This is a genomic window from Microvirga yunnanensis, from assembly GCF_025460875.1.
On record NZ_JAMXFI010000008.1, the window covers coordinates 73,233 to 99,112 of the forward strand.

The 25,880-nt window shown below is 62.0% G+C and carries 29 protein-coding genes; 7 read left to right on the forward strand and 22 right to left on the reverse strand.

Translation table 11 applies throughout. The features are described 5' to 3' along the window. Positions 1–476: 476 nt before the first annotated feature. From NF876_RS06280 to flgF, 19 genes are all read right to left on the reverse strand, one after another. Complete coding sequence (locus NF876_RS06280) at positions 477–1,331, reverse strand: flagellin (protein ID WP_262267991.1); 855 nt, start codon at positions 1,329–1,331, stop codon at positions 477–479. Between the two features lie 465 nt (positions 1,332–1,796). Next, positions 1,797–2,651: a CheR family methyltransferase gene (locus NF876_RS06285; RefSeq protein WP_262267992.1), complete on the reverse strand. Its 855-nt coding sequence runs from the start codon at positions 2,649–2,651 to the stop codon at positions 1,797–1,799. Beyond that, positions 2,648–3,763, reverse strand: a complete 1,116-nt coding sequence (locus NF876_RS06290; protein ID WP_262267993.1) for a protein-glutamate methylesterase/protein-glutamine glutaminase — start codon at positions 3,761–3,763, stop codon at positions 2,648–2,650. Before NF876_RS06290 ends, NF876_RS06285 begins: the two co-directional genes overlap by 4 nt. Positions 3,764–3,767: 4 nt before the next feature. Further along, positions 3,768–4,151 carry a response regulator gene (locus NF876_RS06295; RefSeq protein ID WP_262267994.1) on the reverse strand — a complete coding sequence of 128 codons (384 nt, stop codon included), beginning with the start codon at positions 4,149–4,151 and terminating at the stop codon, positions 3,768–3,770. Positions 4,152–4,201: 50 nt separating this feature from the next. Further along, positions 4,202–4,651, reverse strand: a complete 450-nt coding sequence (locus NF876_RS06300) for a hypothetical protein (RefSeq protein ID WP_262267995.1) — start codon at positions 4,649–4,651, stop codon at positions 4,202–4,204. After that, positions 4,648–4,992, reverse strand: coding sequence for a magnesium transporter CorA family protein (locus tag NF876_RS06305; RefSeq protein WP_262267996.1), 345 nt, complete (start codon positions 4,990–4,992; stop codon positions 4,648–4,650). The genes NF876_RS06300 and NF876_RS06305 overlap by 4 nt, the downstream gene beginning before the upstream one ends. Before the next feature lie 59 nt (positions 4,993–5,051). Further along, positions 5,052–5,549, reverse strand: coding sequence for a rod-binding protein (locus tag NF876_RS06310; protein WP_262267997.1), 498 nt, complete (start codon positions 5,547–5,549; stop codon positions 5,052–5,054). A 51-nt stretch (positions 5,550–5,600) separates the two neighbouring features. Then, positions 5,601–5,999, reverse strand: coding sequence for a hypothetical protein (locus NF876_RS06315; protein WP_262267998.1), 399 nt, complete (start codon positions 5,997–5,999; stop codon positions 5,601–5,603). 4 nt (positions 6,000–6,003) lie between these two features. Next, positions 6,004–6,756, reverse strand: a complete 753-nt coding sequence (gene fliR, locus NF876_RS06320; RefSeq protein WP_262267999.1) for a flagellar biosynthesis protein FliR — start codon at positions 6,754–6,756, stop codon at positions 6,004–6,006. Next, positions 6,753–8,828: a flagellar biosynthesis protein FlhA gene (gene flhA / locus NF876_RS06325; protein ID WP_262268000.1), complete on the reverse strand. Its 2,076-nt coding sequence runs from the start codon at positions 8,826–8,828 to the stop codon at positions 6,753–6,755. Before flhA ends, fliR begins: the two co-directional genes overlap by 4 nt. Positions 8,829–8,948: 120 nt before the next feature. Further along, positions 8,949–9,215, reverse strand: a complete 267-nt coding sequence (locus NF876_RS06330; RefSeq protein ID WP_009493088.1) for a flagellar biosynthetic protein FliQ — start codon at positions 9,213–9,215, stop codon at positions 8,949–8,951. Between the two features lie 2 nt (positions 9,216–9,217). After that, a complete protein-coding gene (gene flgD, locus NF876_RS06335; protein WP_262268001.1) occupies positions 9,218–9,613 on the reverse strand; it encodes a flagellar hook assembly protein FlgD in 396 nt (131 codons plus the stop codon). Between the two features lie 15 nt (positions 9,614–9,628). Next, on the reverse strand, positions 9,629–10,051 hold the full coding sequence (gene flbT, locus NF876_RS06340; protein WP_262268002.1) for a flagellar biosynthesis repressor FlbT: 423 nt from the start codon (positions 10,049–10,051) through the stop codon (positions 9,629–9,631). Further along, positions 10,048–10,395, reverse strand: coding sequence for a flagellar biosynthesis regulator FlaF (gene flaF, locus NF876_RS06345; RefSeq protein ID WP_262268003.1), 348 nt, complete (start codon positions 10,393–10,395; stop codon positions 10,048–10,050). Before flaF ends, flbT begins: the two co-directional genes overlap by 4 nt. A 15-nt stretch (positions 10,396–10,410) precedes the next feature. Beyond that, a complete protein-coding gene (locus tag NF876_RS06350; RefSeq protein ID WP_262268004.1) occupies positions 10,411–11,469 on the reverse strand; it encodes a flagellar hook-associated family protein in 1,059 nt (352 codons plus the stop codon). Between the two features lie 2 nt (positions 11,470–11,471). Continuing rightward, complete coding sequence (gene flgK / locus NF876_RS06355; RefSeq protein WP_262268005.1) at positions 11,472–12,938, reverse strand: flagellar hook-associated protein FlgK; 1,467 nt, start codon at positions 12,936–12,938, stop codon at positions 11,472–11,474. Positions 12,939–12,959: 21 nt separating this feature from the next. Next, positions 12,960–14,162 carry a flagellar hook protein FlgE gene (locus NF876_RS06360; protein WP_262268006.1) on the reverse strand — a complete coding sequence of 401 codons (1,203 nt, stop codon included), beginning with the start codon at positions 14,160–14,162 and terminating at the stop codon, positions 12,960–12,962. A gap of 92 nt (positions 14,163–14,254) precedes the next feature. Beyond that, positions 14,255–15,577, reverse strand: a complete 1,323-nt coding sequence (fliI, locus tag NF876_RS06365; protein ID WP_262268007.1) for a flagellar protein export ATPase FliI — start codon at positions 15,575–15,577, stop codon at positions 14,255–14,257. An 8-nt stretch (positions 15,578–15,585) separates the two neighbouring features. Beyond that, positions 15,586–16,311 carry a flagellar basal-body rod protein FlgF gene (gene flgF / locus NF876_RS06370; protein ID WP_262268008.1) on the reverse strand — a complete coding sequence of 242 codons (726 nt, stop codon included), beginning with the start codon at positions 16,309–16,311 and terminating at the stop codon, positions 15,586–15,588. 202 nt (positions 16,312–16,513) lie between these two features. On the opposite strand from flgF, the gene motA reads away from it, so the two are divergent. The 7 genes from motA (at position 16,514) to NF876_RS06405 (ending at position 21,744) form a co-directional block, all read left to right on the forward strand. Beyond that, positions 16,514–17,395 carry a flagellar motor stator protein MotA gene (motA, locus tag NF876_RS06375; RefSeq protein ID WP_173950069.1) on the forward strand — a complete coding sequence of 294 codons (882 nt, stop codon included), beginning with the start codon at positions 16,514–16,516 and terminating at the stop codon, positions 17,393–17,395. Further along, positions 17,395–18,327, forward strand: a complete 933-nt coding sequence (locus NF876_RS06380) for a flagellar motor switch protein FliM (RefSeq protein WP_262268049.1) — start codon at positions 17,395–17,397, stop codon at positions 18,325–18,327. The genes motA and NF876_RS06380 overlap by 1 nt, the downstream gene beginning before the upstream one ends. After that, positions 18,308–18,622, forward strand: coding sequence for a hypothetical protein (locus NF876_RS06385; RefSeq protein WP_262268009.1), 315 nt, complete (start codon positions 18,308–18,310; stop codon positions 18,620–18,622). The genes NF876_RS06380 and NF876_RS06385 overlap by 20 nt, the downstream gene beginning before the upstream one ends. 11 nt (positions 18,623–18,633) lie before the next feature. Further along, on the forward strand, positions 18,634–18,999 hold the full coding sequence (gene fliN / locus NF876_RS06390; RefSeq protein ID WP_262268010.1) for a flagellar motor switch protein FliN: 366 nt from the start codon (positions 18,634–18,636) through the stop codon (positions 18,997–18,999). A 14-nt stretch (positions 19,000–19,013) separates the two neighbouring features. Beyond that, on the forward strand, positions 19,014–20,042 hold the full coding sequence (locus NF876_RS06395; RefSeq protein WP_262268011.1) for a flagellar motor switch protein FliG: 1,029 nt from the start codon (positions 19,014–19,016) through the stop codon (positions 20,040–20,042). A gap of 137 nt (positions 20,043–20,179) precedes the next feature. Next, the gene (flhB, locus tag NF876_RS06400; protein WP_262268012.1) at positions 20,180–21,244 is read left to right on the forward strand and encodes a flagellar biosynthesis protein FlhB; all 1,065 of its coding nucleotides are present in this window, start codon (positions 20,180–20,182) and stop codon (positions 21,242–21,244) included. Further along, on the forward strand, positions 21,241–21,744 hold the full coding sequence (locus NF876_RS06405) for a BspJ family T4SS effector nucleomodulin (RefSeq protein ID WP_262268013.1): 504 nt from the start codon (positions 21,241–21,243) through the stop codon (positions 21,742–21,744). The genes flhB and NF876_RS06405 overlap by 4 nt, the downstream gene beginning before the upstream one ends. Positions 21,745–22,654: 910 nt before the next feature. Here NF876_RS06405 and NF876_RS06410 read toward each other — a convergent pair. From NF876_RS06410 to NF876_RS06420, 3 genes are read right to left on the reverse strand one after another with little or no spacing between them, the layout of a single operon-like run. Continuing rightward, positions 22,655–23,308, reverse strand: coding sequence for a transglycosylase SLT domain-containing protein (locus tag NF876_RS06410; protein ID WP_262268014.1), 654 nt, complete (start codon positions 23,306–23,308; stop codon positions 22,655–22,657). Next, complete coding sequence (locus tag NF876_RS06415; protein ID WP_262268015.1) at positions 23,223–24,605, reverse strand: flagellar hook-length control protein FliK; 1,383 nt, start codon at positions 24,603–24,605, stop codon at positions 23,223–23,225. The genes NF876_RS06410 and NF876_RS06415 overlap by 86 nt, the downstream gene beginning before the upstream one ends. Positions 24,606–24,619: 14 nt before the next feature. Further along, positions 24,620–25,876, reverse strand: a complete 1,257-nt coding sequence (locus tag NF876_RS06420; RefSeq protein WP_262268016.1) for a MotC family chemotaxis protein — start codon at positions 25,874–25,876, stop codon at positions 24,620–24,622. Positions 25,877–25,880: the final 4 nt, after the last annotated feature.

Consider the following 25,880-nt stretch of genomic DNA (forward strand, 5'->3'; position numbering starts at 1 on the left):
GTGTGTTCCTTGAATGATGAGGATTGTTCAGGGAATGTCGGAATCTAACCGACCCAGCGGAGTGGCATCATGCCTCGAGAAAGATCGATCCGCTGTTCACATGCATCCGGGCTTGAACCGATAAAGTGGAGTGGCGTCATGCCGAGCCTGAAAGAATGGCTCTCCACAGTGCTGTCTTAGCGCGGCTGATCGATGTCTCGATCTCGTCGCGTCCATGCGCAATTCAATACGGACATCCTTTCGCCGCGTCAAGCATAATAATTAATCCTAATGCATTTTTGCCGAAATTTACTTTTCGTTAACTTTCTACAGAAGACACGCGGCTAGCAGGAGCCCGTCTTGCGAACGAAAGATCTGGGATTAATACTTCGCATTCGAAGTCTTGCATCGGCACGACCCGTCCGCTCCACTCCCAAATCAGAAAAAGGCCCCGCCTCGCATGAGGCAGGGCCTTCCTTCGCTGATGTCTCAGGCTCTTACTGGAAGAGGCGCAGGATCATCTGGCTGTTCTGGTTGGCGATCGAGAGCGACTGCACGCCGAGTTGCTGCTGCGTCTGCAGGGCCTGCAGGCGGGTCGAAGCCTCGTTCATGTCCGCGTCGACCATGGTGCTGACGCTGTTCGTGATCGACTCGCTGAGCACGCCCAGGAACTTCGACTGCGCCTCGATCTGGTTCTTGGCCGCGCCGAGCTCGGTGGCGAAGTTACGGGTCGTCTCGAGAGCCGTTTCCACCGCAGACGCAGCCGCGTCGACGTTTGTAGCCGAGACGGTGATGTTGTTGACCGCAACCGTACCGCTCGTCAGAGCGCCGGAAGTGCCGCCAAGAGCCGACAGCGTGACGTCGATGGTCTTGAAGCCAGCACCGGTTCCCGTGCCGCCGGCCCAACCGGACACCATCGAGATGGAGCCACCCGTGATCGAGCCGTCGAGCAAGTTCACGCCATTGAGGGCTGCGTTGTCAAGAACTCCATCGATCTCGGCGCCGAGCTTCTCGAGCGACTTGTTGATGGCATCATAGTTGCCGTCCTTCACGTCCTTGGCCTTGGTCAACTCGACCTTGATCTTCTCGATCGAGGAAACCAAGTTGTCGATGGCCGTCGAGGCGGTGTTCACGAGGTCGCTGTTCTGCTTCAGCGTGTCCTTGATGGTGCCGATGACGCTGTTGTCGGTCTTCATCTGCGTCGACACCGACCAGTTGGTGGTGTTGTCGGACGCGGACGCCACCTTGAGGCCGGTGGAGATCTGGCTCTGGGTCTTGCTCAGGGCGTTCTGCGTGTTGGCGAGGTTGCGCAGGGCGGTCAGAGCGGAGGCATTGGTGAGAATGGAAGCCATGTGTGTGTTCCTTGAATGATGAGGATTGTTCAGGGAATGTCGGAATCTAACCGACCCAGCGGAGTGGCATCATGCCTCGAGAAAGATCGATCCGCTGTTCACATGCATCCGGGCTTGAACCGGTAAAATAGAACGGCGTCATGCCGAGCCTGAAGTAAAGGCTCTCTATAGTGCTGTCTCAACGCGTTCGAGTTGTATGTTCTCTCTGCGCCTGAGAGCATTTGTAGAAGAACACCCCCGAGATCGTCAAACGACAACGGTCGGTTCACTGCCCAACTCTTGCGTTTACCTTAACGATTTGCTGAATGGCTAACGGCAGCACAAGGTTTATGGTTAACCGTGCATGGCGCGTGACGGGAGAGCCGATGGAAAAAACGAGAAGGGCGGTTCTTGCGAACCGCCCTTCTCGTCCGTTCAGGTTCTGCCGGCCGCACCCTCCGCGCCCGGGTGGCGCCCTGCCCCGCGTCAGCGCATGCCGATCGCCCTTGGAGTCGCGGCTGCCGCCACCGAGGCGGCCTTCGTGTAGAGGCCGCGATGGGCCGGATCGAGGGTCAGGGCATCCGTGACGCCGAGCACGGTCTCGGACGCTCCGAGCAGGAGCGAGCCGTCCGGCGCCATGACGGTGGAGATGCGGCGCAGGACGTCGGCCTTGAGGGGCGCGTCGAAATAGATCAGCACGTTTCGGCAATAGACGATGTCGAACGGGCCGAGGCGGCCGAAATCGTCGAGCAGGTTGAGGTAGCGGAAATCCACCATGGCGCGGATCTCGGGCGCGATCTGCCATTGGTCTCCCACCTGGGTGAAATATTTCACGAGGAGCCGGATCGGCAATCCGCGCTGCACTTCGAACTGGTTGTAGAGGCCGGCCTTCGCCTTCTCCAGCACCTCGGTCGAGATGTCGGACGCCACGATGTCGATGTGCCAGCCCGGCATGCGGGCGGAGGCCTCCTTCAGGAGCATCGCGAGCGAATAGGGCTCCTGGCCGCTCGAGGCCGCCGCGCACCAGATCCGCAGCCGGCGGCTCGCGGCTCGCTCCTTGAGGTATTTGGGCAGCAGCACGTCCTGGAAGAGGTCGAACGGGGTCTTGTCCCGGAAGAAGAAGGTCTCGTTCGTGGTCATCGCCTCGATGGTCGCCTTTTCGAGGGCGATCGAGCGGCCGGTCCTGATCTCCCGCACGAGATGCGACAGGGTCTCGAGCTTGAAGCGCGTGCACACGGACGAGAGGCGGCTCTCGACGAGGTATCGCTTGTCCGGGGATAGCGCCAGGCCGGACCGGGCCTTCAGGAAGACGCGCAGGGCTTCGAATTCGGCCTCGGTCATTTCGACGCTCCGGTGATGAGGCCCTTCAGGGAACGGCCGATGGATTCCAGGGGAAGAACCTCGTGGGCGAGGCCCGCCTTTACGATGCTGCCCGGCATGCCCCAGACGATGCTCGTCGCTTCGTCCTGGGCGATCACGGTCGCGCCCGCCTTGGTGAGGAAGCGTGCGCCCTGCGTGCCGTCCGAGCCCATGCCGGTCAGCACGACGGCGAGCGCCGAGGCGCCGTAGATCGCGGCGGCCTCCCGGAACAGTACGTCGACGGCCGGGCGGCAGAAATTCTCGGGCGGCCCGTCGTTGAGACGGATCGTCGTCTTGCCGCCGGACGACAGCACGCCCATGTGCCGTCCGCCGGGAGCGACCAGGATCATGCCGGGCGCCACCACGTCTCCGTCGCGCCCCTCGCGGGCCGGAACGGACAACAGCGTCTGCAGGTGCTCGGCGAAGACGGCCGTGAACATCGCCGGCATGTGCTGCACGATCAGTACCGGGACCGTCGTGAGCGCCGGCTTCAAATCGAGGAGCACGCGTTCGACGGCGCGCGGACCGCCCGTGGACGACCCGATGAGAAGGCATTGCGGCCTGGTGGCGCTCGGCCGCGGGAGAGGAACCGGCGCCGGCGAAAGGATGGCCGGCGCGGGTGCCACAAAGGTTCTCGCCGGTCGGACCTTCGTCTCGCTCAGGGCTCGGAGCTTGTCCACGAGGTCGCGGCGGAAATCCGCCGCCGCGCCGGCCGCGCGGGCGCTCTCCGGCTTCGCCAGATAATCAACCGCGCCGAGCGAGAGACATTTCAGGGAGATCTCGGCATTCCTCTGGGTGAGGGTCGAGATCACGATCACCTTGCTGGCCGGATGCGCCTTCAGGATCATCGGCAGGGCCGCGAGGCCGTCCACCTCCGGCATCTCGATGTCGAGCAGGATGATCTCGGGCTTCGAGCGCTCCGCCGCATCGACGGCCATCCGGCCGTTCGAGGCGGTCGCCACGATGTCAAAGCCGCCGGCTTCCGTGAGCCATCGGCCGATCATGCCGCGGATCACCGCGCTGTCGTCGACGATCATCACCCGGGTGAGGCGGCCGGGTGCGGGGCTTGTCTGAGATAAGGGAGAATGGGACATCGTCTCACGCCGAATGCGATGCGGGAAGAACACCGAGCCCCTGGAGCTTGGCGGCGAGGATATCCTTGTCGAACGGCTTCATGACATATTCGTCCGCGCCCGCCTCCAGGGCCCGCGTGATATGGTCGAGGCCGTTCTCCGTCGTGCAGAAGACCACCTTCGGAGACAGGCCTTCCGGCGTGCTGCGCAGCGCCTTGAGGAAGCTGTAGCCGTCCATGACGGGCATGTTCCAGTCAAGGAGGATCACGTCCGGCATCTCGCTCCGGCAGGCTTTGAGGCCCGCCTCGCCGTTCTCGGCTTCGGAGACACGAATATCAAGGCCCTCGACAATGTCGCGGGACACCTTTCGGATCACACGGGAATCATCAATGATCAGGCAATGGGTCATAAAAATCTTTCCAGGCGTCAGCGCCCTGCCGCACCGGCTGGACCGGCGCGCTAGGAGCGAATATCGGATTTATCCACGAAGTTGAAATTCTCGACCAGGATCTCCTTGACGATCTCGGCCCCCAGGCGCTTGTTGATCTTCTCGCGGACGTTGCCGATCATGCCGTTGACGTTGTACCGGGAGAGCTTCTTGAAATCGAGCGTCTCGTCGGCGTAGACGTGGCGGAAGACTTCGTCCTGAATGAAGGCTTCGGGCGGCACGGAGATCTCGCGCAGGGTCTTGGCGTCCGCCGTGAAGACAAGATTTGCGATCACGTAACCCTGCACGGCTCCTTCCGCGACGATCGGGATGTTCATGGGCGGCAGCTTCTTGTACTGCAGCCCTTCGTAACTTCCCTTCTCCTCCGCGGGCGCCATGCCGACCGTCCAGGTCACGGCCGCATAGCAGGACGCCAGCGTGACCGCGCAGACCCAGAAGCCCGCCATGACGTTCTTCATCATGCGCCGAAGCCCGCCTTGTTCATGTGCACCGAATACGTGCTGTCGGATTCAGCGTTCTGGATCGCGGTCGAAATGATGCTCGCAACCTCCTGGACAGCCTGCATGTGGCGCCGCAGGATGTCCTGGTTGGTCTCGATCTTGGCCCGGAGATCCTGCAGGCGCTTCGTCGCCTTCTGATCGAGCGCGTGGATCTCGGCCGTGCGGACGATCCGGCTGATTTCGAGCAGGCATTGGCTCTTGCGCCGGTTGAACTCGTCCAGGTTCGACAGGTCGCGCGCCATGAGAGCGGCGGTTTCCATGTCCAGCGTTTCTTCGAGTCGGTCCAGGGACTTCATCAGCATCATGGTGGTTCCTGCTTTCTGGCGACGGTCGGACGCTCTTGCCGTCGTGCGCTCTGAGGTCAAATCTTGGTCGAGAACGGCGGCATCGGCCGAGGAGCCGGGATGTCGGCCGACGGTCCGGTCGCCCGGGTGCCGAGGACGTGCTGCGCGATGCCGATGCCGCCCGCCTTCGAAATCTGCGCGCCGATCTGCTCGGCCATCATGGATTTCCAGATCGAGCCCGCATTTCCCTTGCCGTAGGTATTCTCCGCGTCCTTCGGGAGCATGGACTCCACGAAGGTCTGAAGAATATAGGCCTCGAACTCCTGGTGCGCCTTCTTCGTCCGGGCGGCGCTGGCCGACTCGGCGTCGTTGCGAAGCGAATTGCGCAGGGTATAGACATCGGCGCCGGACGCCATGAGAGGCTGGCCGGCCACGGACTTCACCGCGTCCTCGAAGCTGGCTCCGTCCACCGCCGATGCACCGTCGAGGAGCTTCTGCGCGGCCGCCTGGTAGCGCGCGGGATCCGCCGCTCTTGCGACGTCGTTGACAATATCGGAGGGCGGGCTGATCGCCATCTCGCATCTCTTCAGGTTTCTACACTCGAGGCAAGGTGTAACCCGGCTAGCTTACGGGAAGCTTGCGCTGTCGTCTTTCGCGAGCCCTTCGAGGATCGTGGCGAGGTCCTTCTTCTCCGCCACGCGGCGCTCCTGATCCTTCAGGCCGGTCAGCATCTTTTCCGTGCGCTTCGCCTGCATGGCGCGATCGATGGTCATGGCCTTCTGCGCCGCCTTCGCCTTGTCCACTTTGCTCGCCTGGGACGCCAGCCCCTGGAGGCGCTTGGCCGTGACGTCGACGAAGAGGCCATGCAAGGTCTCGTGATCGTTCATCGTCCGGATGAGCGTCTCCTGGGCGGTCTTGAGCTCGGTCGCTTCCCGCTCGAGCGTGGCGAGCCTCAGCTCGGCCTCTTTCTGGAGATGCTGCTGAACCTTCAGAATTCGTTCGATCTTGCGGACCCTCTGCTTCATGGGCCTATCCGTTCCGAAGCCAAGTCGAGAACGCCTCCATGAAGAGAAGCACATAATCGCTAGCCGCGAAGTACACGATCAGCAATCCGCCGACCATGACGATGGGGGTCGCCAGGAAGTACACCGGGATCTGAGGCGTGAGCTTGTTCGTGAGGCCGACCGCGAGATTGACGATCACGGAATAGAGGATGAAGGGGCTGCTGATCCTGAGGGCGAGCACGAAGGCGACGCCGATCTGGTCCACCAGCTGCGTCAGCGACAGCCTGGTGCCCAGTCCCTCGCCCATCGCAAGCCGCGAGTAGGAATCGACAAGGCCGCGAAACACCTCCCAGTGGAGATCCGACAGGAACAGGACGGCGGTTGCCACCATCATGATGAACGAGCCGATCGCAGGAAGGGGCTCCGCCTCATCGATCGGGGCGCCCGGCATGCCGAAGCTCAGCGCCATCGCGACGGCGCTCAGCATGGATTGCAGGGCGAAGAAGTACACGCGTCCCAGGAGGCCGATCAGGAGGCCGGTCAGCAGCTCCGAGGCGATATAGACCAGGATGGCCGCAGGCGCCTGGGAGGCGATGCCGGCCTGAACCTTCTCGAGAAGAACCGGCGCCAGCGCCAAGCTGGTGGCCAGGCCGATGAAGAGGCGAACCTGCATTGGGATCCGGCTGCTCGAGAATCCCGGAGCCATCATCAGGCAACCGCCGATCCGGCAGAAGATCAGGAAGATCGCCAGCAGGATCTCGGGGGTCAGCTGGGTCACGAGATCGTACCAAGCGAATTGACCTCCAGGCCGCGGGCGATTTCCAGATGCGAGAGAACCGGCAGGGACGAGAACATGCGCTCGATGATCATGCGCACATAGGGGCGCGCATCCGGCGCCGTCACGACCGCGAAGGTATGAACCTGGCCCATGCGGGTCTTGATGGCATCGGACGCTTCCGTCCCGAACTGCTCCACGAGCCTGGGATCGATGTCGAACTCGACCACGTCGCCCTTGGCGTCCCGCTTCAGGCTTTGATGGAATGCGATATCCCACTTGTTGCCGAGCCTCAAGACGTTCAGGGCACCGCCCTCGGCGAGATCGCCGCAGATCTGCTGGGCGATCCGGACCCGCACATGCTCCACCAGCTGCTCGGCCCTCCGGGCATGGGGAGCGATCTCGGCGATCGCCTCGAGGATCAGGCTCAGGTTGCGGATCGAGACCCGCTCCGCCAGCAGGAGCTTCAGGACCGACTGGAGACCGGAATAGGAGATCTGCGAGGGACAGATGTCGTCGAGCAGGCGCTTGTACTCGGAGTCCAGGCCATCCAGCAGGTTGCGCACGTCCTTATAGGACAGAAGCTGCGGCAGGTTGTTGCGGATCACCTCGCTCAGGTGAGTGAGGAGGACCGACGCTCCATCGACGGCTTGGAAGCCCTGTCGCTTGATCTCGCTCAGATACACATCCGACACCCACATGGCCTTCATGCCGAAGGCCGGCTCCCGCACCTCGTCGCCCGGCACGTCGGGCATCGGGCCGTCGCCGAGCACGACGAGAAGATCGCCCGGGCGGACCTCCTGGGTGGCGATGACGGTTCCGTGGATTTTGATCTGATAGCTCTTGGGCGGAATCATGAGGCTGTCGGAGAGCTTCACGTCCGGCAGGACGAAGCCGTAGTCCTGAGCAAACTTCTTGCGCATCTTGCTAACGCGATGAGCCAGATCCCCATGGGCGCTTGCGAGATGGGAGGCCAGATGCTTGCCCAGGCAGAGCTCGATCTCGGCGAGCTTCAGGGATTCCTTGACCGTATCCCGCGACTCCAGAAGGGTCTTCTGCTGCTCCTGCGCGAGCTTGGCCTGAGCCTTGGCTTCCTGCTCGGCTCTCTGCTTGGGAATCGAGTAGGCGATGAAGCCCATGCAGCAGCCGAGCACCAGGAACGGGAGCATCGGCAAGCCGGGAACGATGGCAAAGACGAACATCAGGGCGGCGGCGACCATGAGGGCCCGGGGATAGGCGCCAAGCTGCCCGAGCACGGCCTGCTGCGCCTGCCCCCTCGTTCCGCCCTTCGACACCAGAAGGCCTGCGGCCAGGGAGACGACGAGCGCCGGGATCTGGCTGACCAGTCCATCGCCGACCGAGAGCTGGACGAAGACATCGGCAGCCTTGGACAGAGGCATGCCATGGCGCGTGACGCCGATGACGATGCCGCCAAAGATGTTGACGGCGATCGTGATCAGGCTTGCGACGGCCTCGCCGCGAACGAACTTGGAGGCACCGTCCATGGATCCGAAGAAGGCGCTCTCCTCTTCGAGCTCACGCCGGCGCTGCTGGGCTTCCTTCTCGTCAATGAGTCCGGCCGACAGATCGGCATCGATGGCCATCTGCTTGCCGGGAATGGCGTCGAGCGTGAATCGCGCGCCCACTTCGGCGATACGGGTTGCACCTTTCGTGATGACAAGGAAGTTGACCGTGATCAGGATGATGAAGACCACGATACCGATGACGAAGTCGCCGCTCATCACGAACTGCGAGAAGCCGCTGATCACGTGGCCGGCCGCATCGACGCCTTTATGGCCGTCGGACAGGATGAGGCGGGTCGACGCGATGCTCAGTGCAAGACGCAACAACGTTGCTATGAGGAGCACGGTGGGAAAGGCCGAGAACTCGAGGGGCTTCTGGATCCAGAGCGCCACCATCAGGATCAGGACGGAGAGGGCAACCGAGAGGGCGAGGCCCATATCGATCGCGATCGGCGGGATCGGGAGGAAGAGAATGGCGAGGATGCCGACGACCGCGCCGGCGAATGCCAGGTCCCTGCTACGCCCCAGGGCCGTTATTTCACTTGCTTCCATGTGCCTGCCAGCTCAACGAATGAACGATCAGACACACACATGAACCACGAAGCTTGCGCGAGGGTCGCTCATTCGCCTGGACGGGGAGACCCACATCGCACCAGCCGACAAGGCCGGGATCTAGAACCCTGTTACAATCTTGCCGTAGACCAGTTCGGTGAAGGCGAAGATCTGCGATCCGACGAAGGAACCGGTGACGAGCGCGACCACCAGAATGGCGATGATCTTCGGAATGAACGTAAGGGTGACCTCCTGGATCTGCGTCAGTGCCTGAACAAGCGCGATGACGATTCCGATGATCATTGCGGCGGCAACGGCCGGCCCCGCCGCAATGATGACGGTCCAGATGGCTGCCCGGACAAGCTCCAGGGCATCGACCTCGTTCATCGTCAGCTCACCACGATGCCGGGGCCAAGGAGAATCTGCTCTCCGCCCTTGAGCTTGGCCACCGCGCCGTCGCTGGCGATCGTGACGGACAGGACCTCGCCGGAGATCTTGCCGTCAGCGGTCGAGACCGTACGGCCGATGACGCTGTCGGCCTGGGCCCATGTCGAGGACGAAAGCAGCGCATCGAGCTTGGAATTGCTCTTCACGGTCTGCTCGACCTGGGAGAAGGTCGCGAGCTGGGCCATGTAGTCGGTCGACTTCATGGGCTCGGTCGGATCCTGGTTCTTCATCTGCGTGAGCAGCAATTTCAGGAAGTTGTCGTAACTCGCCGTCGAGGACGTCTCGGTCGTGGCCGTCCGCTGCGTTGCGATATTGTTTGAAATCGAGGAGACGTTCATCGTGGGGCTCCTGAATTATGCTGCTTGAACCGCAGCGGCTTCGGCGGGTGCGGATGGATGAGCCTCGATCGGCTCGAACAGGGTCCGGATGAGCTTGAGCGCCTCGAACGTGCGGTCCGCTTCCACGAGGTCCCCGACCTTGCGGAGCGAATCCTTCACGCCGTCGTCGGTCGCGACCGTGATCAGGGCATCGTGCAGCTTGCGGAACGCGCCCATGACCTTTCCGGCTTCCTGAGGGTTGATCAGGAGCGACTGCACGACGAAGTAGAGCTGGCGCATCGGAGTGGTCGCATCCGCCACCTGGAGGACATGGCTCTCCAGGAGGAAGCGGGCCTCGTTCAGGAGGCTCAAGGTCACCTTCTGGCTCACGGTCAGAACGGCCCCGTTGATGAAGATGCGCTCGCCGGCCTTCAGGGAGAATCTCATTTTGGCTTTCATCTCAGACCCTCCTGGATCATGGTATTGATATCGATGAGCGCGTTCAGGTCGTTGTGCTCGCCCAGCGCGACGCGGCTGGTTTCGCGCATGACCCAGAACCCGATCGAAATGAGCTGGGCTTTAAGCTTGTCGGGCAACTCGTTGTCCGGATGCGCCAGGTCTTGGACGAAGGCAGTCCACAGGCGCTGGAGGAATTCCATGGCGTCGTTCACCTCGGGCGATCGGGAAGGCCGTCCCTCGGCAGCCTTCAGGAGGCCGATCGCGTGATCGAAGACCTCATATTCACGCTGCCGGCATTCTCTAGGAGCGTCTTCGACAACTTCTGCATATGAAAATCGATACATCGACTGAACCCGATACTAGAGATAGTTGATGAGGCTCAGCTGCTTGAGCTGAGCAGTCAGGGAATAGGAGGTTTGGATCTGTGTCATGAGCTGGTCGACACGGACTTTGGCCTCCGTCGGATCGACGGATTCCAAGTGACCGATTCGCTCGTCGTAGATCGACTTCTGCAATGCCATTCTCTCGGTCGCAGTATCGGTCTTTGCCTGCGTTGTTCCGAGGGTCGCCTGCACGTCAATCAGGCCAGAGACAGCCGTCGAAAGAACGTCGATCGCTTTCTTGAGCACGACGTTCCGGGCGGCAGGGCTCAATGTCTCGATCCCGAGATCGAAGATCATCGTGTATGCCATCGCGACCTGCCGCATGGGAGTCGTATTTGCGTTGGTGGATGTCTCGACCTTCTCCGTCGGCGAGATCAGACTCTGAATGTTCTGGTCGGACGCATTCGAGAGTGCGCTCCAGCCGGTCCCTTCGAAGATCGCCTTGAACGGCCCGTCGAGAAAATCATTCATATCATCCGCCGTGATCCCCGAGACAGCCGGGTCACTCTGCGGAATGTTGAAACCACCCGACGCTGTCGGAGCAGAGTATGCCCCCGCGACCAGATCCTTGAGGGAAGGTGGTCCACCGCCTGCGTAGTCGTTTGCAGGATCCGCTTTGGTGTTGATTCCGCCGAAAACGAACTGACCGCCAACCGAGGTGTTGAGGTTGGAAATCAGGCTGCTCAGATAGGCTTCTGCCTGGTTCTTGATGATCTCCACTGGAGGATTGAGCGGCAATCCTACGAGTGCATCCCGGAACTTCGTTGCATCGTCCCGAATGCTGTTCAGGGCATCATCTGTCGTCTTGATGCGCTGAAGAGCGACACTGTTGCTATCGGTCAGCGTGTCGATCTCCGCCCGCTGCTGGCGCAGGGAGAGCGATTCTCCGACCTTGTATCCGAGAGCGAGCCCGACATCCGCGTGCCGGCCTGTCGTCAGCTCCGTGTTAGCCTTCGTGAGGCTCTCCTGAAGCCTGTCGAGCGACGATCGGGGGGAATTCCACAACGTCACGGTCGAGATGAATGTGGTTTTCATGTCTAACCCACCGCGTTCAGAAGGGTCTTGATCATTTGGTCGATCACGGAGATCAGCTTCGCGGAAGCCGAGTAGGACTTCTCGAGCTGCAGCATCAGGGCCGTTTCATCATCCTCGTTGACATCGGTGGCGTTCGAGAGCGCTTCCGATGCATGTCCCAGGAGCGTATTCCGATAATCCAGCGATTGGTCGGCGCTCTGGCGCGACGACTCGACCCAGCTAGCTGATCCCTGAGCGAATTCCCGCAGGGACACGGTCTCCCCAAGACCGAGGGTCTTGTCGAACGTCCGCTCCTTCGACATCTCTCCGACGAGTGCGTACAGACGGCCGGAGAAGGCCGCATTGTCGGGATCGGGATTGTAGCGGTAGGCCGCGCCGTTGATCCCGCCATCACGAATGTTAGCGAAGGTACCAGTCGCACTCTTCGCCGGATCGATCTCGTCCGTCACCCTGATCAGGCCTGCCAAGCCTGTCGTGGCCGGCGATGCGGGAACGCCTGATGCGCCCGGAAACGTGAATACGCCTGGGAGATCGGGCTGGGATGCGTCGGTCTGATGCTTCTCCGCGAAGGCCTCGATGAGGCCCCGCGCGAGTTCGTCGAGCTGACGCTGGTAGGTCACGGCGACGTCGTCCCTCACTGCCACCAGCCCGACGAGGTTGCCGGAATTGAGGGGCATCAGGGCCCCCGGGCCGGTCACCTGAATGCCGTCGATGGACACGGCCTTGCCGACTGTGCCGGGAGCGTAGACGTTTGTCTGGTCGAACTTGACCTGCCTGGCCGTCTTGTCGAACAGCGGAACGCCGCTGTCGGTATAGAGAGCGATGTCGTTGCCGGCCCGCGGCACGACGGTCACGCCGATTTCCTCGGACAGCTGGGCGATCAGGCTGTCGCGGGTATCCATGGCGTCGGTGACGTCGGCCCCGAGCGCGGAGCCGCTCACGACCTGCTGGTTGGCCTTTTCGAACTTCGCCAGGAGGTCGTTGATGCGGGCGACGGAGTCCCCGATCTTGCCGTCGGCTTCAAGCCGCACGGCCTGAACGGCCGATGTGGCCTGATTCAGGCTCGACGCCATGTTGGTGGCGGCCGTGACGAACGCCCTGGCGTACTGCGAATTGTCGGGAGCATTGGCATATTGCTTGAGGGCGCCGTCCAAGGCTCCGATGCGGGCGGCGAGGGACTCGTCGAGTTCCGTGTCGCCCACGGTCTGGCTCAGCTTCTCCAGCCCTTCCAGCAGCGCCTTCTGGGTTGCCGCGTCGGATGTGGTCTCGAGCATTTTCGACAGGAGCGCCGCATCGCTGGCTCTCAAGGTCACGACGCGGGCCGCGCCCCCTTGAGTCACCAGCGTGGCGATCTTGCGCGAATAGCTTGGATCGGACGCCCCGGTGATGTTGCGCGAGACCGTCGCCATCTGGGATTGCGACGCTAGAAGCGACGACCGTGCCGTGTTGTAGGCTACTGACAGAGACATGGATCAAGGACTCTCCAACGATTACCGCTTCAGGTTCATCAGGACGTCGAGCAGTTCGGATCCGGTCTGGAAAACCTTGGAGTTGGCCGTGTAGCTGGTCTGAGCCTCGATCATCGCCGTCAGCTCGGTGCCGATATCGACGTTCGATCCTTCGAGGGCGCCCGACGCGATCGACCCGAAGCCCGACATCTCAGGGAATCCGACCTGATAGCCGCCGGATGCGGCCGTCGTCTCGTAGACGTTGCCGGCGCGAGGGCTCAGGTTGTCCGGGCTCGACACGTTGGCGAGCGGGATCCGATAGGCCCCGACGCGGGTTCCGTCCTCATAGACGGCGTAGACGGTGCCGTCAGACGCGAACTCGACGTCCTTCACGGCGGACGGCGCATTGCCGTTGGCCTCGCCGGTGACGTTGTACTCGCCGGCGAGCTGCGTCATGCCGGCCATGTCGAGGGCGAAGGGCTCGCCACCGGGGATGCCGAAGTTCAGTACGGACGGGCCGGTCAGTTGGCCATCCGCATCGAAAGTCAGGGTCATTGAGGTCGTTCCAGTCAGCGGATCGCTGGTCGTTCCGTTCGCGACGCTGATGGTCCACTGCGTATCGCTGGTCTTCGTCAGAGAGATGTCAATCTTGATCGGATTGCCCACCTTGTCATAGACCTGAAGCGACGATTGCTTGCTGACCGTGGCCGGGGGAGCAATGACAGGCTCACCGTCAGGCAGGTTGCCTTTGAAGGACCCCTTCGTCGACCCGCTCGCCTGCATGGCGAAGGAGGACATGTTGACCGGCTCGACGCCGTCGAGGCTGTTCAGGGAAGGGTTCACGGCCCCTGCGCCGAGCTTGTAGCCCATGAGCGTGAACCCGTAGGCATTCACGAGATTGCCCGTCCGCCCGTCCTTCACGAAGTTGCCCGCGCGGGTCAGGTACGGCGATCCGCCCGGATCGGTCACCACGAAGAAGCCGTTGCCGGAGATCGCAAGGTCGGATGCCGAGGTCGTATAGGCGATCGGGCCCTGGTCGGCGATCGTATAGCGAACCCTGCTCGTGACGGAGCCGGAATTGTAGTTGCCTTCGCTCGAGGGAAGGATGAGGGACGAGAATTCCGTCGAAGCTCGCTTGTATCCGGTCGTGCTCGAGTTCTGGATGTTCTCCGCAACGGTACCCAACTTGTTCGACTGAGCGTTCATGCCAGAAACGCCACTACGAAGAACGCCATAAAGACTCATCTGAAGCTCCTACGGTTTCAAACCGGACCTAACACCATGACGCTTGCGTGAGGCTGTATTCGATCCAGTCGTCATATGAGAGGTGGACAACCCTATTGCTTGAGGGCCTGCGCCAGATCCATGAAGGCGTCGCGACTGGCGGGCATGGACGGATCCTGCCTGAGCGCTTCGTAGATCTTCGGGACGAGCACGACCGCCTGGTCGAGTTCCTGATCGTTGCCGGGATGATAGCCGCCCATGAGCCTGAGATCCCGTGTGTCCTCGTAGCGGGCAATCAGCCCGCGGAGGCGGCGAACCAGTTCCTTCTGGTCGGGGGACCAGACATGGTCGGCCAGGCGCGAGATCGACCCCAGGACGTTGATGGCCGGGTAGCGTCCCTGATCAGCGATGGCGCGATCCAGAACGATGTGACCATCGAGCGTGCCCCGAATGTTGTCGGCGACCGGGTCGTTGTGATCGTCGCCGTCGACGAGGACGGAGAAGATGCCCGTGATGGATCCTCGTCCCTCCTGCCCAGGCCCCGCCCGCTCCAGCAGCCGGGGCAGGTCACTGAAGACGCTCGGCGTATAGCCGCGGGCGACGGCGGGCTCCCCGGCTGCCAGAGCGACATCGCGGGCGGCATGGGCGTATCGCGTGACCGAATCGACGATGAGCAGGACGGAGTCGCCGCAATCACGGAAGTACTCGGCCAGCGCCACGGCCGTTCGGGGAGCCTGTCGCCGCATCATCGGGCTCTCGTCGCCGGTCGACACCACCATGATCGACTTGTGCAGGTTCGCGTGAATGGGTCCTTCCAGGAATTCCCGAACTTCGCGGCCGCGTTCTCCCACAAGGGCGACAACGATCGTGTCGAAGCCCTCGCACTTGGCGAGCATGGTCAGGAGCGTGGACTTTCCGACGCCGGAGCCCGCGAAGATGCCGATGCGCTGTCCCTGGCACAGGGGAGTGAACAGATCGATGGCCTTGACGCCCGTCTTCAGAGGAGTCGTCACCCTGGCCCTCGTCATGGCGGACGGGGGCTCGGCATCGTTCCGGACCGGCCTGTGGCCGGTGACCAGAGGACCGAGGTCGTCCAGCGGATCGCCGAGAGCGTTGATGACGCGCCCGCGCCAGCTATGGTCCGGGCTCAAGGCCGTGTCGCCCAGGATGAAGGCGGGCGTTCCGATCCCGGCTTCGATCCGCCCGTTGAAGGGCTTTATCGTGATCCCGCCGTCGTCAATTCGCACCACCTCTCCGGCCTGCGTCCTCCCATGAGCCTCAAAGCCGACCCGATCGCCGAGCTTCACGAACTGGGACAATCCGGCAACCCGGTAATAGCTCGGGTTGACCTCGCGGATGGTTCCGCTGATCTGGACCTTCCGCCTGCCGGCACCTTCGGTGAGGATGAACTCCTCGAGCCTTTGGAGAGCGTTCATCGCCGCCATCAGGAGCTGGGGCCAAGGGTCCGGATGGCATCCATGAAGGTCGATTCGCTTTCCTGGATGGTCGTGGCCGCGCTATCGAAGCTCCTCTGGACCGCGATCATCTTGGTCATTTCCAGAACGGGATTGACGTTCGATCCCTCGCTGAAGCCCTGCTGAACCCCGGTGGAGTTGAAATCCTGAACGACCTCTCCCGGAATGCTGGACATGACGCCGGAGTTTCCGAAACGGGTGAGACGGCTGTCGTTCCTCAGGTTGAACAGACCGATGGCTCCAACCTGGTTGGTGCCCTGCATGATCGTTCCATCGCGCCCGATCGTCGGCGAACCCGCCATCGGATCGAGAGCGATGGGCGCGCCGCCCGCGTCCAGAACCTGATAGCCTTCGACCGTCAGAAGATCGCCGTTCTCGTTCATCTTGAACCGGCCGTCGCGGGTGTAGACGGCCCCGTTGGGCCCGTTGAAGGCAAACCAGGCCTCCCCCTGGATGGCGACGTCGAGGGGATTGTCGGTCTTCACGACGGGACCCGCGCGCCGTGACACGAAGTTCTGCCCGGACGACGCGAAGGACACATTCTCCTTGGCTGCGAGCGAGAGGATTTCCTCGAACTTGACCTCGTCCGCTCGGAAGCCGCCCGTGTTCATGTTCGCAACGTTGTTCGCTATCGTGTTCAGGCGCTTTTCCATGGCCACCTGGGCGGACAGCGCGACATAAAGCGAGGATTGCATGGAGGAGCTCCGGCCTTTTCTCATGAGGGCGGCCCGATGGCGCCAGCCCTGACGGCGCGGCATTCCTTTTGCCGCATGAACTTGGCCCGAGGGGTAGTCGAACAGCCTTGCACGAGGCTTGCTCCCCGGTTTCCAGCTTCGCGCAAGCCTCCGGGTTTAAGACATCCTCAACAAGTTGGACTTTCATAAAAGGACCGCGACTTTGGGCGTTTTGATCGGATTGGCAGTCGCCATTGGCTCGCTTGTGAGCGGCTATGTCGCCATGGGCGGTCATCTGGCCGTCATTTGGCAGCCTTGGGAATACGTGATCATCTGCGGGATCGCGATCGGCACATTCATCATCGCAAATCCCATGCCTCTGGTGAAGGACACCGGCCGCGCCGCGCGCGAGGCCATCTCCGGAGCCGTGCCGAAGAGGGATCACTATCTCGCAATCCTCGGCCTCCTTTATGCCCTCATGCGGGAGCTGAAGAACAAGCCGCGGAACGAGGTGGAGGGGCATATCGACCAGCCGGAAGAATCCGAGATCTTCAAGGCCTTTCCGGGCGTCCTCAAGGATAAGGATCTCACGCTCTTCATCTGCGACTATGCCCGGCTGATCATCATCGGCAACGCGCGTCCCCATGAGATCGAAGCGCTCATGGAAGAAGAAATCGCAACCCTCAAGCGCGACCGGACGAAACCGTATTACTCGATCAACACCGTATCGGAGGCCCTCCCGGCCCTCGGGATCGTGGCTGCCGTCCTCGGGATCGTGAAGGCGCTCGGCGCCATCGATCAGTCGCCGACCATTCTGGGTGGGCTGATCGCCTCGGCGCTTGTCGGAACCTTCGGCGGCATCTTCATCTCCTATGCCTTCCTGTCACCGCTCGCGAACAAGGTGAAAGCGACTCGAGAAAAGCAGACCCGCGTCTATGTCATCGTCAAGCAGGCCTTCATCGCCTACATGAACGGCGCTCTCCCGCAAATCGCCGTGGAGCATGGCCGCAAGGGCATCTCCGTGGAGTACCGGCCGACCATCGACGAGGTTGAGACCGCGACGACGACCGGCGGCCGCTCCGAAGATCTGAAGGAGGCCGCATGATGATGAGCGGAGCCCATAGCGCCAACGACATCCGCGACATGCTTCTGGATGCGGCAGGCCTCTCCCTCGACCGCCTGCCGATGCTTCATGTGATCTTCGACCGCATGACGACCAGTTGCGCCGAGCACCTGCGCCACTTGGCAGCATCGCCCATGTACTACTCGCTCAGCGGGCTCGAGAGCGGTCGCATCACCGAAATTCTGGAGATGTACGAGGCGAACGCCGTCGCGGGCATCTTCCATGCGCCCGAATGGGACAGCCACATCCTGATCGGCTTCGACCGGGACTTCATCTATACGATGGTGGAGGTGCTCTTCGGTTCCGACGGCTCCGAACCTCCCGTCGAGGAGGCGCGTGGCTTCTCGAGCATCGAACTCCGGATGGCCCAGACCCTCTTCGAGCACGTTGCGAAGGCTCTCCAGGCATCGTTCTCCCTGATCGTCGATACGAAGTTCAAGCTCGAGCGCATCGAGACCCGTATGGACTTCGCGGTCATCGGGCGGCGGAACAATCAGGCGGTGGCGGCAAAGTTCCTTCTCCAGGCGCTCAACCGCGGCGGCGAAATGTTCGTCATCATTCCGCAGTCGGTTCTCAATCCGATGCGCAAAGCCCTCTCTCATGTGGTGACGGGCGAATCATCCGGCCGTGATCCCCGGTGGATGAAGCAGATCGCCACGGAGGTGAAGAAGACGGAGGTTACGCTCAAGGCCGTTCTCGAGGAGAGGTTCCTCTCCCTCGGGGAGATCGCCGACCTCAAGATCGGAGACGTCATCGAACTGCAGGCGACCCCCCGCAGCCGAGTCAAGCTTGAGAGCAATCAGCAGGGTCTTTTCTGGTGTCATATCGGACAGTCGGAAGGGTCCTACGTTCTGAAGGTCGATGAGCTCATCGACCAGGAAAAAGAGTTTCTCGATGATGTCCTCCCTCGCTAACGCCATCCTGTTCCTCGCTCTCGTGACCACCAGCGTCATGGTCGCCGTCATGTATCGCAAGCTCAAGAGGCTCGACCGGTACCATGCCGAGTATCAGCAGATCTTCGACAAGACCGGCGCGGCCCTTGTGGCCGCTCAGGGCGCTGTCGCAGCCTTCGGCACCGAAGGCAAGGAGACCCTCCTCCTGCTCGGCAAGCGCATCGAGGAAGCCCAAGCCGTCACGAGCCAGCTCGAGCACCTCCTTCAAGACGCACGCCAGCAAGCCCAATCCCTCACCCGCGCATCACAATCATAAGGTCCATTCCCATGACGAACCCCTTCGAGCCCAAATCTCAGGATAAAGCCGTGTGGCAACAGGACGGCGCTTTCGAAAATTCAGCTCTGCAGGACGAGAGGCTGGGCAGCGGCAAGAACCTCGATTCGATCCTGCGCATTCCGGTCACCATTCAGGTGGTTCTCGGCTCTGCCACGATGCCGGTCGCCAACCTGATGAAGCTCGGCCGAGGCGCGATCGTTCCCCTCGACCATCGGGTCGGAGAGCCGGTGGACGTGGTCGTGAACGGCCGCATCATCGCCCGCGGCGAAGTCGTGGTCGTGGAGGATGACAATTCCCGCTTCGGCATCTCGCTGACGGAAATCGTCGGCCCTCCCACCAACGATCTTAACGGCTAAGTTGGCTTCACGGCATGGTCGCTCACGTTCCCATGAAGGCGAATGGCACTAAGGTCCTGAAAGGACCCGAGCGCGTCGCAACCCTTCTCTTCGCCATGGGGAAGCCTGCAGCAAGCAGGATCCTCAAGCACTTCAACGAAGAGGAGATTCGGCTCGTCACCAAATCGGCCGCTCAGCTCGGGCCGGTGTCTCCGACCCAGATCGAGCAGCTCGTCGAAGAGTTCGCGTCGAACTTCTCCGACGGAGCGGACCTGGTCGGCGGTGCGGCCCATATCGAGAAGCTGCTTACGGGGATCCTGAGCCCCGAGCAGATCGCCAGCATCATGAACGAGGTTGTCGGAAACGCCAACCGAAGCATCTGGGAGCGCATCTCCACCGTCAGCGAAAGTGCGATTGCATCCTACCTGATGAAGGAGCATCCGCAGACGGCGGCCCTGATCCTCTCGAAGGTGAAACCCTCCTGCGCGGCGAAAGTCATGACGCAGCTGCCGCAGCCGCTGCGGAACAACCTCATGCGCCGGATGCTCAGCATGAAGCCGATCGTCGACGAGACGATGAAAAACATCGAGAAGACGCTGCATGAGGATTTCATGGCCAACTTCTCGAAGAATGCCGGCGCGGATACTCACGCGAAGATCGCCGACATCATCAATAAGATGGAACGCGATCATATGGAGGACGTGCTGACCAGCCTGTCGACCGTTCGGCCGAAATCGGCAGAAATCCTCAGGGGCCTGCTCTTCACCTTCGACGACATCGTGAAGCTGACGCCCAAGGATCGCACGACCCTGTTCGATCAAGTCCCGCCGGATCGCGTCGTGCTTGCCCTCAAGGGCACGAACGACGACTTCCGCAAGGTCGTTCTCTCCGCGCTCTCGTCGCGCGTTCGCCGCATGATCGAGCACGAGCTCAACAGCAAGGAGCCGTCCGCGCATCGCGATATCGCCGACGCGAGGCGCAGCATCACGGACCTGGCCCTGGAAATGGCCGGCCGAGGAGAGATCGTCATCAACTCGGAGACCGAGGAAGAGGCCTATTTCTAGAGCATCGCGGACCATGAGAGGCCATCGCCGCCGCGAGGCGCCTCATGTCCCGCTATGCACCACCCAGGATCTGAGCATCGGATCCGGAACGGCATGTGCCCTCCGGATCCGATGCTCCCACAGCCGAACCTCGGATCATGTCTGACACGGACGATCAGGACAGCAAGACAGAAGCGCCTTCCGACAAGAAGATTCGGGACGCCGTCGAGAAAGGGAACATCCCGTTCTCGAGAGAAGCTCCCATGTTCGCTTCGCTTGTCGGGATCCTACTCGTTCTGGCGTTCGCGACCCGCAGCACGACGAAGAGCCTGACGGAGAAGCTCTCGCTCTTCGTCAATCGCCCGCAGGACTTTCGCCTCGACTCGGGTTCGGACGCGACCACACTGATACAGGCGGTCGCCCTCGAGGTCGGTCGGTTCCTCATTCCGGCGATCATCATCCTGGCGGCGTGCAGCCTCGCCGCATCGATATTGCAGAACGTCCCGTCGATCGTCTCCGAGCGGATCAGACCGCAGTGGAACAGAATCTCGCCCATGAGCGGCTGGAAGCGGATCTTCGGCCGCCAGGGTTTAGTAGAATTTTCAAAGTCATTGTTCAAGTTCGCAACAATGACGCTCGTCAGCCTCCTGCTTCTGAAGTCGGAGCAATACAAGGTTTTGAATGCCATGCTCACCGATCCCTCCCTTCTTCCGGAGCTGATGTTGACCATGGCAATGCGTCTTGTCTCGGCCATCGCCATCGCGACGATCGTCCTTGTTGCCGCCGACCTGCTCTGGGCTCGGTTCAAGTGGCACAGCGATCTGAAGATGACCAAGCAGGAGGTCAAGGAAGAGTATAAGCAGATGGAGGGCGATCCGATGGTCAAGGCACGGATGCGCTCCCTGGCGCAGGACCGAAGCCGCAAGCGGATGCTGGCAGCCGTGCCAAAGGCGACGTTCGTGATCGCCAATCCGACTCACTTCGCGATTGCCATGCGATACGAACGCAGCGAAGCCAGCGCCCCGATCGTCGTCGCAAAGGGCAAGGACCTCATCGCCTTGAAAATCCGCGAGATTGCCGAGAAAAGCGGCATCCCGGTAATCGAAGACAAGCCTCTGGCAAGGTCCATGTACGATCATGTCGAAGTCGACCGGATGATTCCTCCCGACTTCTACAAGGCCGTCGCCCAGATTCTATTCTACATCCTCACGAGGTCCAAATGAGAAGCCTTCGCACCGTCGAAGTTGCGGCTCCGCTGAGAGAGCATTGGGATATTCAAGCCTTCGAGGAGGTGCTGGCGTGCAATATCAAGGACGTCATTGCCGATTTCTGTCTTACGGACGCGGAGATCATCCGTTTCTATGCCGACAATCAACTGCACGGCAACATGGACGAGATGGTGACGTCATCCGCCGAACTCTACTTCAAGGGCGAGACACTGTCCTACGGCTATGTCGCCCATGTCAGCACCGGACGGGAAGATTCATGCCATGTCGCTCTCGACATGGAGTTCGTGCATGACTCGGTCACTGTCTTCTTCAAGCTCATTTTCGGCAACTACGACATCGGAGTCCAGATCAGCGAAGTGCTTCTGGATGCGGCGATCTGCCAAGCGGACTTCGACCCATCATCCTTCGAGAGGATTCTCTCGTCCGCCCGCCTGAGACCCTTGCCGGCCCGGTTCCGGTCCTCCTATTGTCCTGCCGGCTCGGTGCGCCATTGACCGTAGCTGGTCCCAGTGCGATGCATCGCACGATTCTGACGACGACTGTTCTCATGACCGTGGCAGGCACGATCTCGGCCTGCAACGGCACAGGCGCCGCGTATGTCCACGGCCCTTGGGGCCCGGCGCGTGGCCGCACGACCTATCCGGAATATTCTGCGCCCTGGAGCGGACAGCCCGTCGGGCCGGCTTTCTATGCCGTCTCTGCGCCTGCTGTGACTTCACTCGAGACCCCCGAAATCGATGTCGTCCGCCCGACAAGATCTCAAGACCTTCGCCTTGAAGTCGACATGGGCCCTCCTGCGCCGGCCGCTCCCCCCCTGGATCCGTCCGCCGGCTCTGTTCCGCCGGAGCCGGCGATGGTCGCGCCGAGCCAGGCTCCTGCCGTGACCGGTCCGGCTGTCGCCAGTTCTTCCTCAAGCCCGCCGGGTGTTTTCACGGCCCCGCAGCGCGCCTCGTCTTACGCAGGATCGTGGAGGGCCAGTGTCGGGGAGACCTCCTGCAAGGTGCAGTTGTCGAGCGTTCCATCCCTGGATCTGTTTAAGGCATCGACGCAAGGCTGCGCCCACGAGGGCATGCGACACATCAATGGTTGGAGTTTCCGCGACAACCAGGTGATCCTCTTCTCGCGCGGACAACCGGTTGCCCGGTTGTCGGGAGCCGAGGCCGCACTTGCCGGAACCTTGAACGGAAGCGGTTCCGAAGTTCGAATGACGCGTTGAGTGCCGGCGCGGACCCAGTAGGCCGCGTCAGTGACCCGAAGGGCCGCGCAAACGAAAACCGGGCCCACTTTTCACGAGCGTGACCCGCTTTCGTCCGCACGATGCGTCGGAGGGTCTCGTCCAGGTGATTGTCGGTCTCGGGCCCGGTGTCCTGTGACGGGATGCCGCGATAAGAGAGTCTCGGCGCCTCATCCGTCCGAGGCGGTCTGACCGGGGCTCAGGCCAGGGGCATCCACACAGAAGGATCGGGCTCCGGGTGTCCATTGGCCGAATCCGGTTGCCACCATGTTGGTGATCACCCGGCATACGTAGCGCTTTTGAGCCGGATCGTTGTTGGGCCCGGCATGATAGCGCGCGACCGCCATCGTCCATGTTTCGTGCCGTGCCTTGAGCTCACGCAGAAAGCGCGCGGCATACTCGACGTTGCTGCGCGGGTTCAGCATGCTTTCCAAAGACGGGAAGTTCTCACGGTGGTAGAGGTGATTGATCTGCATGCAGCCAAGATCGATGAGCCGCGCCCCGCCCCGGCTGGCTTCCTCGAAGCGTTGCATCGCCTCGGCCGCGGTGTTCGAGAAGACAGCCTTCCCCTCCACGTTCATGGCATAAGGTTGCAGGCTGCCGCGCCGCCCCGTCTCGGTGAGGCCGACGGAGTAGAGCATGCCCAACGGTACCCCGTACTTGGACGCGGCTCGCATCATCTCCCGCTCACACTGACCGGACGGAGACTGTGCCAGGGCCGGCAGGACGGCACACGGACTAAAGATAGATCCCGCCAGTGCCGCTGCCGCCAGGATTCGACGCGTCCTTGCCGTCCTTGGAGAGGTCTCGCCTGCCGCTGTCATGGCGGTTGTCTTGGTGACGGGGAGAGTTGCCCTGACCGGCTCCCCCGCCTTGGTCGAAGGAGTGCCCCTGTGTCTGATTGCCTTGAGGAGGACGTTGGAACGAGGCACGGTCATGGGAGGAAGCTTCAGTGGATTGAATGGTGATCGCGTCGGGGCGGTAGCCGGACGCTCGGAGGAGATTCGACAGCTTCTCCGCATCATGGCGCAGAAGGTCCGCAGTATCGTCGTTCTGGGCCCGGATCTCCATCTCGATGCCGTCGCCGGCAAGCCGCATCCTGATCGTCACCAGGCCGAGCTCAGCCGGCTTCAGCTGAAGATCCAGGACCCGCAAAACGCCCGCGGAGGCTCTCGCCGTAGCGACCCGGTTCAGTCCGCTCTGCTGGAAGGTTGGTGCCTGGGGCTCCGACAGGCTCTCGACGTCATCGACGATGGATTTGGCGAGATGCTGAAGCGTCGAAGGCGGGAGAGACGTGGTATCGGCCTTCAAGCTTCCGATGGCTTGCTGCTTCGGCAACTCGGGACGATCGGGAGCTCGATCGAGGGATACGCGTTTGGCGACGTCCTTCTCCTGCTCTTTGGAGGCCTCCAAAACGCCGGTCAGCCCGCTCGAAGCTTGGGCGGATCCGGCCTTGGCATCCGGGTGCTGGATTGCCGCCGCCGTCCCCTTGGGCTTCCCGATCAGCGGGGCGCCCGTGGCGAGATCCGGCTCTTCGCGATGCGCTGCGGCTTCCGTCTCGAGCGAGGTATCGATCAGTCCCTCGACGATGGGTTTGAAATGGGTTTCCTGGTTCTGAACGGAGACAGCGAGCTTTGGCGCGGATGCCGCGGTTGCCGAGGCCAACTCGCCGGCCTCCTGTGGAAGCATCGCGGGATAGGAGGATGCAGACGATGCACCTGGATGTCCTGAGTCGGGATTGCCTCCCGCGGCTGTTCCCGCCAATATCCGAGGAAGGATGCTCTCGAGAACCGACAACACCGGGCTTACGGACTGAAGGACGGGCGCGCCCGTCGCGTCGTCGCTGGTCGCCACCTCAGGAAGGAGCGCCTGCAGCGGATCGGCTCCGGCATTCACCTCGGAATCGGCCTTGTCCGGCTCGCTGTTCGAGAGCCCCGTCTCGTCGGAGATCACCAGTCCCTCCCGCGGAGGGCGTCCAGAGAACCCGTCCAGGAGTGAGGCGAAATCGGATGTTTGAGAGGTTCCGGCGCCGTCCTGAGCGTCCATGCCGGTGGTTGCATTGCGCGACTGCGCGTCCACAAGCCTGGGTGTTGCCGGCGATAATAGGTCTAATCGGCTCATGGGCTCGTACACGCCTAATTCTTGATCAGTCGGTCGACGCGACTCAAGGCGTCACGCGCCTTGGATAGCGCCTGAAGCTTTTCCAGCCCTTGCGCGGAATCAGCACCCGCCCGCGATCCTTCGACGGTGAGCGTTGCCTGGACCGGCTTCGCGGCTCCTCCCTGGACGGACTGGATTTCGGGTATCCTGCGTATCTCGGCAGCCATCGCGAGGGCGGATTTCAGCAGGTCAATGTCGCTCTCGGCCAGGAGAGACTGATCAAGGCCATGAAGATCATTGACGGCCCCATCAATGGCTTGAGGTGACGTGATCAGCGATGCCGCCCGGTAGAGCTTCGCCCTCGCAGCGCTGACCCTGTCCGACCCTGCCAGCTCCTGCGCCTTGTCCGCCATCATCCGGGCCGAGGTCGTGAAACCCTGCTCGATGGACGATCGCGCCGCCAAAAGATAAAGATCGCGCCGTGCGTCAGGTTCGAGCTCCGACATCATCGCCACCGCGCCTTCGAACCGGGAGGCTTCCTTTCCGAAATCGACCCGCGTGAGCGCAGAAGCCAGACGCTGCCGGAAATTGCCGGCATAGATCGAGTGCCGGTAGCGCCGCAGATAGTCGGTCGCGAGCGACTGGAACTTCACCATGTTGTTCGTCTGACTTGCCACGAAGACTTGTCTGCGCAGGGCCGCCTCCTCAAGGAGCGTGCCGGGGGCCTGAAGCCGAACGAAATCCAGGAGCTCGTCGGATTTCGCAACGTTCTTCCGAACCATGAGCGCTGCCTGTACGAGTGCGAGCTGCGCCCCGAGGGTGGGCGGAAGGGATTGAGGGTCCAGAGACGCGAGCGAGTTCTGCGCGGTCTCCTCCCTGCCCTCGACATAGGCGAGCGCACCTTCAATCAACGGTCTGTCGTTCTCCGTGATCGTCGCGGAGCCCAGATCCAGGAGCTTTCTCAGGATGCCGGGATTTCCGCCACTCAGGACAAAAGACACCGCCGCTCGGACGTTCTTGCCCGACTGCCAGGTTTCGGGCTCCAGGTTCATGAACCTGTCGTCGAGAATAGCGAGCAGACCACGCTGTCCGAGATGAGCCTCCGTGGAGCCGATCGCGATCTGATCCTGCATCAGGTGCAGCGTTCGCACGAGCTGCACCGGACTGGGAACCGTCGAGGACGGCGCACTCTGCTCGACTGTCGCGTCGGACAGGGCCGCGTTTTCCCCCATTGCCGCATCGGCTGCGAAGAGCCAAGAAATCGCAAGGAGGGGCAGTGAAAGACGTTTCAACGGG